Raw genomic sequence first — 11,964 nt, 5'->3', positions numbered from 1 at the left:
ACCGCAACGGCCATGGTCATGCCCAGCATGGACGCCCTCATCGAAGGCAGCGAGACCGTCATCGTGACCGTCGTCGACGGCCCACAGTACGACGTGGGCACGCCGGCCATGGCGACGGTGACGATCGCCGACGGCAATGCGCCCACGTCGACGACGACGTCCAGCAGCACGAGCACCTCCACCACCAGCAGCTCGACGACGACCACGCTACCGCCGAACATGTGCGAGGCCTTCGTCGACGGCCCCACATTCGACTCGATCGCATGCCGCATCCGCGCGCTCCGCGAGCAGGTGCTCGCCGAGAGCGGCCTCGGCACGTTCCAGGCGAAGCTGACGGCCAAGCTGGTGAAGGTGCTCAACTTCACGAACCAGGCAATCGACAGCTGCCGCGCAGGAAAGCTCGGCCCGACCCGCAAGCGCCTGAAGAAGGCGGCGAAGGGCCTCACGGTCTACCGCCGCATGCTCGCGAGCCAGGCCGCGGTGACGAAGATCGGCCCGACGGTACGCCAGAGCTTCCTCGACCTCGGCGAGCCCATGCGGGCCGACGCGACGACCCTCCGCACCATCGTCGCCTGCCCGTCCGACGCCCCGGCCGAGTAGCGGCGCCGCGCCGACGGCGCGCGGGATCGGTTGACAAACGTTCGTTCGTGGGACTACGCCAGTCCCCCCATGAGCACGTCACCCGCCTCCGTGGAACCCATGCGCGCCGAGGTCACCATGGAGTTCCCGTACAAGCACTCGACGGGCGAGACCATCGGGCGCTTCCTGGCCGGGCTGAAGGAGCAGAAGAAGATCTGGGGCCAGCGGGTGACGGGGCAAGGCGTCGTCGTCCCGCCGCTCGGCTACTCAGAGGTCGACGCCTCGGCCGGCGGCGAGTGGGTCGAGGTGAAGCCGACCGGCACCGTCACCGCCGTCGCGATCGTCGCGAAGCCGCTGGCGGACCTCCATCCGTCCACGACGCCCTTCGCCTTCGTGCTCGTGAAGCTCGACGGCGCCGACACCGCGCTCGCCCACGTCGTCACCGAGGGGCACGAGCGCGTGAAGGTCGGCTCGCGCGTCGAAGCGGTGTGGGCCGCCGACGACGAGCGTACCGGCACCATCCGCGACATCGCGCGCTTCCGCGTCGCCTGAATCACGATCCCGAGGTCACAGATGAACGAACCCCCGAAGGAACCCGTCAAGTACGTCGACTCGCACGTGCGGCTGCCGTACCACTACGTCGCCGGGGACTATCGCGCGAAGCAGCTCCGTGCCTTCAAGGACAAGAAGATCCTCGGCTCGAAGTGCTCGAAGACCGGCAAGGTCTTCATTCCGCCGATCGTGAACTCGCCCGCGAGCTTCGCGCCGTGCACCGAGTTCGTCGAGGTCGCGGACAGGGGCGTCGTCACGACCTTCTGCGTCGTCAACATCCCCGTCATCGGGCGCGACATCGAGCTGCCGTACGTCGCCGCGTCGGTGGCGCTCGACGGCGCGGACATCTCGATCTTCGCGGCGATCCAGCAGTGCAAGCCCGAGGACGTACGCATGGGCATGCGCGTCGAGGCGGTCTGGAAGCCCGACGCCGAGCGCCAGGGCAACCACGAGGACATCCTCTACTTCCGGCCGACGGGCGAGCCCGACGCGCCGCTCGCCTCGTTCATCCACCGCCTATGAGCCAGAAGCTGCGCAACATCGCCATCGTCGGCTTCGCCCAGATGCCGACCGTCGCGCGCGACGAGCACCGCATGTCGACCGAGATGCTCTATCCCGTCGTCCGCGAGGCGCTCGACCAGGTCGGGGTCACGCGCGACGACATCGACTACCAGGTTTCCGCCTCGACCGACTACGCCGACGGCCGTCCGTTCGGCTTCGTCGCCGCGCTCGACGTCATGGGCTCGTGGCCGCCGCGGCAGGACCTGCATTTGGAGATGGACGGCAGCTTCGCCGCCTATTACGCGTGGGTGAAGCTGCAGACGGGCGAGGTCGACACCGCCATCGTGTGCGGACACGGGAAGACGTCCGAAGGCGAGCCCGACCGGGTGTACAACCTGCAGCTCGAGCCATACTACCACGCCGCGATCGGGCTCGATCCCACGTCGACGTCGGCGCTGCAGGCGAGCGCGTACATGGCGCGCACCGGTGTCGGCGACGCCGATCTCGCGGCGATCGCGGCGCGCAACCGGGCCGCCGGTGCGAAGAATCCCGACGCGCAGCTCCGCGAGGCGGCGAGCGCAAGCGAGCTGCAGAAGACGCCCTTCAAGGTGTCACCGCTGCGCGAGGGCTACCTCCCGCGCATCGGCGAGAGCGCCACCTGCCTGGTCCTCGCGGCCGAGGGCAAAGCCGAGAAGCTCTGCAAGAAGCCGGCGTGGATCCACGGCGCCCACCAGATCGCCGAGATGCAGACGATCGGGGCGCGCGATCTCACCCGCAGCGCGTCGACCGAGCTCGCAGCGAAGAAGGCCTTCGCGATGGCGGGGCTCGCGAGCGCCCGCGACGTCGACGTCGTCGAGCTCCTGGCGCAGAACCCGGCACAGGAGATGATCGTGCTCGAGGCCCTCGGGCTCGATCCGAAGGGATCGAAGCCAGCCGTGAACCCGTCGGGCGGCGCCCTGTGCGCCGATCCGATCATGAGCACCGGCCTCGTCCGTCTCGGCGAGACGTTTCGGCAGCTCTCGGGTGGCGCAGGCGCACGTCAGGTGGCCGGTGCCAGGCGCGCCATCGCGCACGCCGCGCAGGGACACTGCCTGCAGCAGAACATCGTCTGGGTGCTCGGCACCGAGCGGAGGTGGTCATGAGCCGGCCGGTTGCCGTCGTCGGCGTCGGCCAGACGAAGCACGCGGCCCGCCGCTCCGACCACAGCATCATGGGGCTCGTGCGCGAGGCGGTCGATCGCGCGCTCGCCGACGCCGGGCTCGAGCACAAGGACATCGACGCGGTCGTCATCGGCAAGGCGCCCGACATGCTCGAGGGCGTGGCGCAGCCCGAGCAGATGCTCGTCGGCGCCCTCGGCGCGCACATGAAGCCGATGATCCGCGTGCACACCGCCGGATCGGTCGGCGCGTCGACCGCCATCACGGCCGCGACGCACGTGCAGTCCGGCCTCTTCGATCGCGTGCTCACGGTCGCCTTCGAGAAGCAGTCCGAGGGCAACGCCATGTGGGCGCTCTCGCCGTCCATGCCGTTCACGCCGCCGCTCGTCGCCGGCGCAGGCGGCTTCTTCGCGCCGTACTGCCGCGCCTACATCACCAAGACCGGCGCGCCGGCGCACATCGGCCCCATGATCGCCGCCAACGCGCGCGACAACGCGGGTCGCAACGAGTACGCGCACCTGACCGATCCCATGACCGTCGAGGACGTGATGAACTCCCCGATGCTCTGGGAGCCGATCCGCTACCTCGAGACCTGTCCCTCGTCCGACGGCGCGATCGCCCTCGTCATCTCGAACCAGGAGCTGGCGAAGAAGGGCCCGCGGAAGCCGGCGTGGATCAAGGGCGCAGCCTCGTACGCCGAGGCCATGTGGGTGCCGGGTCGCGATCAGGTCTCGCCGCGCGCCGGCAAGGTGTGTGCCAAAGCCGTCTACGACAAGGCCGGCATCAAGGATCCGTGGAAGGAGATCCAGACCGCGGAGATCTACGTGCCGTTCTCGTGGTTCGAAGCCATGTGGCTCGAGAACCTCGGCTTCGCCGCCGAGGGCGACGGCTGGAAGGTGGTCGATCGCGGCGACCAGAAGTTCGGCCGCCACCTCCCGATCAACCCGTCGGGCGGCGTGCTGTGCACGAACCCGATCGGCGCGTCGGGCATGCTGCGCCTCGGCGAGGCCGCGCTTCAGGTGATGGGCCGCGCCGGCGCGCACCAGGTGGAAGGAACGAAGAACGCGCTGGGACACGCCTACGGTGGCGGCGCCCAGTACTTCGCGATGTGGGTCGTGTCGACGGAGCTCTGATCGATGTCCGAACCGGCAGTACTGTACGAGAAGAAGGACGGCATCGCGTTCGTCACGATGAACCGTCCCGAGGTCCGCAACGCCATCAATACCGAGATGCTGGTGCGTCTCGCCGACGCCTGGCAGGACGTGAACGACGATCCCGCCGTCCACGTCGCGATCCTGCGCGGCGCGGGCGACAAGGCCTTCTGCGCCGGGGCCGACCTCGACCGTCTCGTCCGCATGATGCAGGGCCTGCGCCCGCCGGAGACGGACTTCGACCAGCGCGTCCTCGCCGACTACTCCATCATCTACAAGGGCCTGCTGCGGAACTACGACGTCTACAAGCCGATCATCGCGCAGGTGCACGGCTTCGCCGTCGCGGGCGGGACGGAGATCCTCTCCTGCACCGACATCCGCATCGCGTCCGACGACGCGCTCTTCGGCCTGGCCGAGGTGAAGTGGAGCCTCTTCCCGATGGGCGGCTCGACGGTCCGGCTGCCGCGCCAGATCCCGTACTGCCACGCGATGGAGATCCTCCTAACCGGCGAGCAGATCCCGGCGCGCCGGGCCCTCGACATGGGGCTCATCTCCAAGGTCGTCCCGCGCGCCGAACTCGAGGCCGAAGCGCTCCGCTACGCCCGCATCATCAACGAGGCGGGCCCGCTCGCGGTCCAGGCGATCAAGAAGTCCGTTCTCGCCGGACGCGACCTCCTCCACACCGCGGCGCTCGAGAAGGAGATGGAGATCGGCGTGCCGGTGTCCATGTCCGAGGACTGCCGCGAGGGGACGAAGGCGTTCAAGGAGAAGCGGAAGCCGGTGTTCCGGGGACGGTGAGAGCGTAGCAAGCTCAAAGCTGCGAGTTGACCGAACCGCAAGCGTCGCGTCGCATCCTTGACAGGTGCCCGGCGGGCTGCGTCTCCTCTCCAAGGCATGGGACGTCTCCGGTCGCTCGCCGTCCACGCCGTCCTCGTGCTCGTGTCGACCGGCTTCGCGCTCGGGCTGCTCGAAGCCCTCATGCGGCGCGGGAGCCCGCCGCCGAACTTCTTCGACGAGCTCGAGAAGTACATGCAGACGGTGACCTACGCCGGGCATTCCTATCCGGTGCACCTGGCGAACTTCAGCGGTACGATTCTCGGCGTTCGCTTCCGCACGAACCGCGATGGGCTGCGCGATCGCGACTTCGCGGTGCCGAAGCCGCCGGGGACCCTCCGCATCCTGGCGCTCGGCGATTCGGTCACGCTCGGCTGGGGCGTGCCCGAGGACGCGATGTTCACGAAGCGGCTCGAGGGCATCCTGAGCGCCCGTCGTGGCGCGCCGGTCGAGGTCGTCACCGCCGCCGTCGCGGGCTGGAACACCGTCCAGGAGCTCGCCTTTCTGGCGCAGCAGGGGTTCGGCTACGAGCCGGACGTGGTCGTGGTCGGCTACGTCGTCAACGACAGCGGAACCCCGCTCATCGCTGCCGATCATCGCTCGCTGCGCGATCGCCTCGCGGTGACCCTGGTCACGAACAGCCGGCTGGCCGAGCTGGCGGCGGTCACCTACGCGAAGCTGACCGCTCCGACGGTGACGCCACCGCCGCCCGCGCCGCCTGCCGCGGGCCCGCCGCCCACGGCCACGCCCGGGCCAGTCGCGCCCGCCCCGCCGGCGCGGCCCGAGCCCTTCAGCGACGGCGATCGCGGCTGGCTCCGCAGCCGCGCGGCGCTCCAGCGCATGGCGACGCTCACGCGGGCGCGTGGCATTTCGTTCGCGGTCTTCTGCTTCAACGTCTACGGCCAGGCGATCGAAGAGAAGGGCTGCACGGAGGTCGAGCGCTTCGTCGCCGGGATCGAGGTGCCGGTCGTGTCGACCTACCACTGGTTCGACGGCACCGATCGCTCACGGTTCAGGCTGAGCCGCACAGACCCGCATCCGAACGCCGAGGGAAACGCGATCATCGCGACGCGGCTCGCCGACTGGCTGTGGGACACGATCCCGGCGCTGCACGCCCCGCGCGCGCCTTGAGCCGCGTGAAGGTGGTTTCAAGAAGTCCGTCCTCGCCGGGCGCGACCTGCTGCACACCGCCGCCCTCGAAAAGGAAATGGAGATCGGCGTGCCGGTCTCGATGTCCGAGGACTGCCGCGAGGGCACGAAGGCGTTCAAGGAGAAGCGGAAGCCGGTGTTCAAGGGACGGTAGCGCCTACGGACAGGTCACGACCATGGTAGTGGCGTCTATGCTCTCCCCGTCGCTCGCGTTCGCAGCGAACGTGCTCACTGCGGGGGCGTCCGCGCAGTAGCAGTCGCTTCGGCCGGGCGCCGTCGCCGTCCACGAGATCTCGACGGGCTGGGCCGTCGAGCGCGTGCACGTCGCCAGAGACGCGGAGCTGACACCGGGCGTCCACTCGCGACACTGGACCTGCCACATGTGATCATCCAGTTCGAGCGTCGTGCCGACCGAGCCGCTCGCCGTGCCGCTGGCCGCGTACGTCCACGTCCTGCCGGCGGCGCCGTCGATGCACGAGCACGGCTCTTCCTGGCAGGACACCTGCATCGTGACGTGAACCGGGAGCGGACAACATGCCTTCCTACGGCACTCGAATACGGCTTCCGACTGGCAGTTCTTCCACACGGAGCCGCAGGTCAACGGGGCTAGCTCGCTCACGCACCCGGGGTCGGCGCCTTCGACGCAGTCATGGATCAGTCCTTCGCAGCTCCGCATGCAGGGGGTCCGGCACCTCGTCCTGCACCTCCCCACCTCCTTCCTGCAGCCCTTGCGGATGTCCTTCGCCGAACAGTCCCCCGTGGGACACACCGAGGTGGCCTTGGCCATGCAAGAGTCCACCGTCGGACAATGGCGAATGCAGGTAAGCTTCTTCGCGACGCTGCAGGTCTCTTTGGCGCTGGCGCCGGTGGCGACGAGCGTCAGGAGCGAGAGAGCCATCGGAACAGCTGACCGAGCCGTCCTCATGCGCCTACCTCCGAGTTCGCGGTCGCCTGCTACCTATCTACGACGGATCGCCGGGAGCCACAAGGCGCGAGGAGGGGTGAGCGGTGGCGAACGTCCGGGCGACGGGCAGCCGGATTCAGCGTGACAGAAGCCCGACCTCTGCAAGCGTCGCAAGAAGAAGGCCCGATGTTCCGCGCAGCGCACATGGGCCGGCGCGGGTCCGGCCTTCCTTGACGGGCCCTTCGCTCCCGGCGTAGCGTCGCCCGGCGGAACAAGGGGGGGCGTTCGATACCTTGGGAGCCGGCGATACAGGCGTGCGTCGCATTCGGGTCACCGTGAGGTCGCGGGGCGTCGCCGTCGTCCTGCTCGCGCTTCTCCTCCTCGGCGCCGGGAGGTCGTTCGGCGCCGTCGACTTCCCGACCGGCCCGGCTCGCGGCTGGGCCTTCGGCCTCGTCACCACCAACGGCCTGCCGGACCTTGGGGGCCTCGTCGACGCCACGGAGATGCGGCATCAGAACGCGGACGGCTCGGAGGATCTCGTCGTCGACGCGGGCGACCACCAGGCGATCCACTTCGGCCCCGGCTGGTCGAGCCTCTTCAGCTCCGGGGCGGCAATGCACGGCTTCGCGCGCGTGAAGGTCGGTGTGGTCCGGCTCCACGTGGCGACGCTGGCCGCGGTCGACAAGCTCTCCGAGCCGCTCGGCAAGAACCCGTTTCAGGCGGCGGCCGGCATCGCGATGGCCGGAAACTTTCAGCTCACGCTGACCCCGCCTACCCCGCAGGGGAAGTCCCCGGGGGATCCGACCACGATGGCGATCCGGCCGGTCCTCGAATGCAGCGACGTCCTGGAGCTCTTCATCGGAAACGTGCTCGGCGCGTACATGGGGCTCCACACCCAGATCGGGGCCTCGCTCCGGACGACGGACGACGAGATCCTCGGCGAAACCGGAACGGCCAACTTCGGCTGTGGCGCCTCGGTGCCGCCGATGGTCATCGGCGTCACGGCCGGGACGCCCGTCGTCGTCACCTACAGCGCGGCGCTCTCGGCGGTGTCGATCGCCGGCAACAACCTGCCCATCATCGGATCGACGACGGAGTTCCGCATCTTCGGCGTCGCCCTCAACACGGGCTATGTGCTCGTGACCGACGAGGAGGGCCACGGCGTCGTCGGGCAGGACGGCCACGACTACGGGGTGCCGCCCGTCGAGGAGACGATCACGACCACGACCGTCACCACGACCACGACGACGTTCGTGCCGCCGACGACGCTTCCGGGCTGCGCGGCCGAGGCCTACTGCGGCGACGGCATGCATCAGCCCGCATGCGGCGAGGCGTGCGACTGCCCGACGACGGCGCAGGGAGCAGCCGTGCTCGCGTGCGACGCCGCGACTTCGGTGCCCATGCTCGACCCGTCATGCGCGCGCTGCGTCGGCTGCCAGATCGACCTCACGCCGTGCTCGACGACGAGCACGACCACGCCGGGCGCGACCACGACGAGCACGGACACCCTTCCCGAGCCGACGACGACCACCGGCCCCGAGCCGAGCACGACGACCACGACGCTGCCGCCGTCGTGTACCAGAGACGACGCGTGCACCGACGACGGCGATCCGTGCACGGCCGAGCAGTGCGTCGAGGGCGCTTGCCGGCGGTCGGACCTCGACGGCGTCCCGGGCGCTCGCTGCGCGTGCGATCGTCCTGCGTCGGCCGCGTGCGCCGGCCAGACGCTGCCGCCGCGCCTCACGAAGAAGATCGCCGCCGCGTGTCACGCGCTCGAGCGCGCGGAGGGCGCGACCAAGACGAAGCAGCGACGCAAGCTCGTGCAGAAGGCCGCGCGTGGTTGGCACGCGGCGGGCGGCGCATTGAGCAAACCGCCGGTCGGCAAAGCGCTGTCGCCGGACTGCATCACGGAGCTGGGCGCCGCCCTCGACGACGCCGCGGCTCGCACCGCTCGCGCGGCGACGCCGTAGCCCCGAACGGACCCCGAACCGCGGAGGCTCCGCGGTAAGAGGACCTACTGTGGAGCGATCGCTCGATCCAGTCGGTCGAGTGCTGTCGTCGCCTTCGCCTTCGCCTTGGCGAGCTTCCGCCCACCCTTGGCTTTCGTCGCCTTCTTCGCGGCTTTCCTCACCTTCTTGGCGAGCTTGTCGACTTTCGCCTTCGGGTCGGCGAGCACCAGCTGCGCCTTGAACTGCTTCAGGTAGGCGCCGAGCCCTTCTGCAATCGAGGTGAGCTCGCTCTCGAGCGCCTCCTCGGATGCATCACCGGTCAGCGCGGCCACGATCGCCCTCGCTCGCGCGATCCGGGCCTTCAGCTCTGCGTTGACGAGGCAGTCGGCCACCCCGTTGGGGAGCGCCGCGTCGGTATCCGGAACCCCGCAGCCACAGGTGCCCGGCGCGGTCTTGCTGGGATCGCTCGGGCACAGGTCCAGGAACTCGACCGCGCCGACGTCGCAGACCGGGACGCCGTCCCCGTTGCCGTCGGTGGGCCGGACCTGGCCACGCTGGTCGGTGGCGGGACAATCGTTCGGATCCCCGCCGTCGATCGCGGCGCTCGCCGCCGCCGGCAGGTGCGTGAGGGTCGGCCCGCCGTTGTCGGCCAGGGGACCGAGCTGCGGGTCGACGTCGTTGCGATCGTGCGCGCCGCTGAGACCACAGGTGCCGTTCGAATCGACGTTGAAGTCGCCCGACATGATCGGGTCCCCCGTGCAGTGGTTCGCGGCGGCGCCCGAGATGATCGAGCTCGCAAGGGTGATGGGGCTATTGTCGTTCAAGATCGCGCTTCCGTGGGGAGCGGAGTTGTCGGCGAGAGTGACGTTGCGAAAGGTGAAGGTGCCAACGAGGTACGCGCCGCCTCCCGAGAAGTCGGCGACGTTGCCGGAGAACGTGACGTTGCTCAGCGTCGACGCAAACCCCGGCCCGAGAAACACGCCGCCACCCTGGCCGGAAGAGCTGGCGGCACGGTTGGTCGAAATCGTCGAATTTGCGATGGTGATCGTGAGACCCGCGCCGATTGCGGAGATGCCCCCGCCCCGATTCGCGGCGATATTGCCCTCGATGGTCGAGTCGGTCATGCCGACCATCGTGCCGGTGATGTATGCCCCGCCGCCGGGCCCGGTGCCGCTGCCGTTGCGCAGGAGCCGGACGCGCGTGAGCGTCGCGTTCGTTCCACCGAGGAACAAGCCGCCCCCCATCCCGCTCGAGTTGTCGCTCGCCTCGACGTCGGTCAACGTGACGGTTCCGCCGGCGGCGCCGGCAGAGAGCCCTCCCCCGAACCCGGAGCCGCCGTCGTTGCGGCGCAACACGGTGTCCATGACCGTCGCGCCGGCGGCGCCGGCGCTCACGGAAAGGCCGCCGAAGCCGGTGAGGCCCACGTTGTCGGAGAACTCGCTTCCGGTCACCTGCACCGTACCGATCGCCTTCAGGTAGGCGCCGCCGTATGCGCCTCCCAGGTTGGCGAGCACCTGGGTCCTGGAGACGGTGACGCTGCCTGGGCCCGTACCCAGGAGCGCCCCGCCACCGGCCGTCGACCGATTCCGGTCGAACAGGCACCCGTCGAGCGAGAACGTGGTGCTTCCTACTGCGGCGACGGCCCCGGTGAGGGTCGCGAAATTCGACGAGAAGGTGCAGCTCGTCAGGGTCACCGCGCCGGTGGACGCGCTCGCGAGCGCACCAGCGCCTCCACCGAGGCTTCCGTTGGTCGTGAATTCCGTGTTGGTGACGACGAGATTGCCCGTCCCATTGAAGCCGAGCGCCCCGCCGTCGCCGCCCGAGGCGACGTTCGCGTGGAAGACGCCGTCGGAGATGGTGAGCGCCCCGTCGTCGTGCCAGAGCGCCCCTCCCGTGGTGGCCACATTGCGCTCGAAGCGCACGCGCTCGATCGCGACCGTGCCTGTCGTCTCGTAGAGGCCCCCGCCGGGACCCGTAACGAACCCGCTACGCACGGTCATGTCGCGCAGGGTCAGCGCGGAGGCGAACGAGTGCAGAACGCGATCCACACCGAGCCCGTCGACGAGCGTGGTCTCCCGTCCCGCGCCGTCGATCTCGAGCGGGTCGATGACGTCGAGATCGCCCGTCGCCGCAGCGTCCTCGCCGGCGCCCGCGAGCGTGAGGAGGAACAGCCCCTCCGGCAGCGTGACGACGTCGGGGCCGGCGTGTGCGTTCGCCTCCTGGACGGCGGCGCGCAGCGTGCAGGCCCCGGTCGCCGTCGCGCAGCTCCCGTCGCCCGGAACGACGTCGATTGCGTCGATGGGGCTGTTGACCGCGTACGTGTCGGCCGCAGCCCGCGCCGCCACGAGTAGCACCCCCATCCCGAAGGCACCCAGACACAGCCGGCTGAGGGTCCTCACCCGTCCTGATCCTCTGGGGCTCCCTTGCCCCGGGCGACCCCGCCCACGCAAGCCCCGAGACGGCCTCCGGCGCGTTGCCGATGCAGCCGCTCCGAGCTGCTCACGTCGGCTCTGCCCGAGGGTCTTCGCGTCGCGCAATTGCCCTCAGGACGTCCATCGGGTCTCGACGTCCAGCGCCTTCGCAGCCTGCGAGCGACCGCTCGCGGCTACTGGAAGTACCCTTCGCAGTAGTAGGCGCCGAAGTAGACCCCGTGCGTGTCGACCAGCGCGCCCCTCTCTCCATGAATGGGCTCGTAGATCGCCGTGTCGGGCGCCTTCTCGCGGCCCAGCGAGGCGAGCCCCACCGGGACGTTCAGCAGGCCGTCGGTGAAGCGCATCACCGCAGCGACCGTGTTGAGCAGCACGCAGGACGGCACGTAGGCGACGCCCATGACCGGCGTCATGAGCGCCTTTTCCAGCACTGATTGCTTGCCGTTGATGTAGTACTTCCGTACGAAGGTCGAGCCCGCGGTGTACGGTGAGAGGGCGAGGTCGAGGGGCGTCCCGACGAGGTCCATCCCGGCGCGCGAGAGCGTGTCAGTTTCCGCCAGCGCAGGGCCCACCCATAGCAGTGCGGTTGCCAGCAGAGCTGCGGTTGCGGTCCGTCGTGCCGATCGCATCCCCATGGTCCCCCCTTTGTCGACGCCACTTCGTCGCGACGTCGACTGCCGCTACGGGTCGACTGTGTAGTCGGGAGGTGCGCGACTCGTCAAGTGGCGGTGGCGCCACGAACCGCCCGGCCGGGGGCGC

General features: G+C 69.6%; 10 protein-coding genes. 8 read left to right on the top strand and 2 right to left on the bottom strand.

All coding sequences use genetic code 11. The features are described from left to right. The 8 genes from VMS22_10180 to VMS22_10145 all read left to right on the top strand — a co-directional run. On the top strand, positions 1–600 hold a 600-nt coding region (locus VMS22_10180; GenBank protein ID HXJ34391.1), incomplete at its 5' end, for a hypothetical protein. Positions 601–699: 99 nt separating this feature from the next. Then, positions 700–1,131 (top strand): OB-fold domain-containing protein, encoded by a 432-nt coding sequence (locus VMS22_10175; protein HXJ34390.1) that lies wholly within the window; start codon positions 700–702, stop codon positions 1,129–1,131. Between the two features lie 21 nt (positions 1,132–1,152). After that, complete coding sequence (locus VMS22_10170; protein HXJ34389.1) at positions 1,153–1,653, top strand: Zn-ribbon domain-containing OB-fold protein; 501 nt, start codon at positions 1,153–1,155, stop codon at positions 1,651–1,653. Then, complete coding sequence (locus VMS22_10165) at positions 1,650–2,774, top strand: lipid-transfer protein (GenBank protein HXJ34388.1); 1,125 nt, start codon at positions 1,650–1,652, stop codon at positions 2,772–2,774. Before VMS22_10170 ends, VMS22_10165 begins: the two co-directional genes overlap by 4 nt. Further along, complete coding sequence (locus VMS22_10160) at positions 2,771–3,922, top strand: thiolase domain-containing protein (GenBank protein HXJ34387.1); 1,152 nt, start codon at positions 2,771–2,773, stop codon at positions 3,920–3,922. The genes VMS22_10165 and VMS22_10160 overlap by 4 nt, the downstream gene beginning before the upstream one ends. A gap of 3 nt (positions 3,923–3,925) precedes the next feature. After that, positions 3,926–4,738 carry an enoyl-CoA hydratase-related protein gene (locus tag VMS22_10155; protein HXJ34386.1) on the top strand — a complete coding sequence of 271 codons (813 nt, stop codon included), beginning with the start codon at positions 3,926–3,928 and terminating at the stop codon, positions 4,736–4,738. 96 nt (positions 4,739–4,834) lie between these two features. After that, positions 4,835–5,905 (top strand): GDSL-type esterase/lipase family protein, encoded by a 1,071-nt coding sequence (locus VMS22_10150; protein ID HXJ34385.1) that lies wholly within the window; start codon positions 4,835–4,837, stop codon positions 5,903–5,905. A 1,257-nt stretch (positions 5,906–7,162) separates the two neighbouring features. Continuing rightward, a complete protein-coding gene (locus tag VMS22_10145; GenBank protein ID HXJ34384.1) occupies positions 7,163–8,797 on the top strand; it encodes a hypothetical protein in 1,635 nt (544 codons plus the stop codon). Positions 8,798–8,841: 44 nt separating this feature from the next. Here the strand turns inward: VMS22_10145 and VMS22_10140 are convergent, their stop codons facing one another. Together VMS22_10140 and VMS22_10135 are read right to left on the bottom strand one after the other, a co-directional pair. Further along, positions 8,842–11,175, bottom strand: coding sequence for a choice-of-anchor Q domain-containing protein (locus VMS22_10140; GenBank protein ID HXJ34383.1), 2,334 nt, complete (start codon positions 11,173–11,175; stop codon positions 8,842–8,844). A gap of 206 nt (positions 11,176–11,381) precedes the next feature. Next, complete coding sequence (locus tag VMS22_10135; protein HXJ34382.1) at positions 11,382–11,732, bottom strand: hypothetical protein; 351 nt, start codon at positions 11,730–11,732, stop codon at positions 11,382–11,384. Positions 11,733–11,964: the final 232 nt, after the last annotated feature.

The organism is Candidatus Eisenbacteria bacterium (assembly GCA_035577985.1).
Lineage (GTDB): Bacteria > Desulfobacterota > Binatia > DP-6 > DP-6 > DATJZY01.
Note: the sequence above shows the minus strand (reverse complement) of the source record. Positions and strands in the feature narration are given on the sequence as shown.

What these genes read in the sequence shown, in the direction of transcription:
- VMS22_10155 (HXJ34386.1), top strand. Translation starts at nt 3,926, where the DNA reads ATGTCCGAACCGGCAGTACTGTACGAGAAGAAGGACGGCATCGCGTTC.
- VMS22_10160 (HXJ34387.1), top strand. Translation starts at nt 2,771, where the DNA reads ATGAGCCGGCCGGTTGCCGTCGTCGGCGTCGGCCAGACGAAGCACGCG.
- VMS22_10135 (HXJ34382.1), bottom strand. Translation starts at nt 11,732, where the DNA reads ATGGACCTCGTCGGGACGCCCCTCGACCTCGCCCTCTCACCGTACACC.
- VMS22_10170 (HXJ34389.1), top strand. Translation starts at nt 1,153, where the DNA reads ATGAACGAACCCCCGAAGGAACCCGTCAAGTACGTCGACTCGCACGTG.
- VMS22_10150 (HXJ34385.1), top strand. Translation starts at nt 4,835, where the DNA reads ATGGGACGTCTCCGGTCGCTCGCCGTCCACGCCGTCCTCGTGCTCGTG.
- VMS22_10175 (HXJ34390.1), top strand. Translation starts at nt 700, where the DNA reads ATGCGCGCCGAGGTCACCATGGAGTTCCCGTACAAGCACTCGACGGGC.
- VMS22_10165 (HXJ34388.1), top strand. Translation starts at nt 1,650, where the DNA reads ATGAGCCAGAAGCTGCGCAACATCGCCATCGTCGGCTTCGCCCAGATG.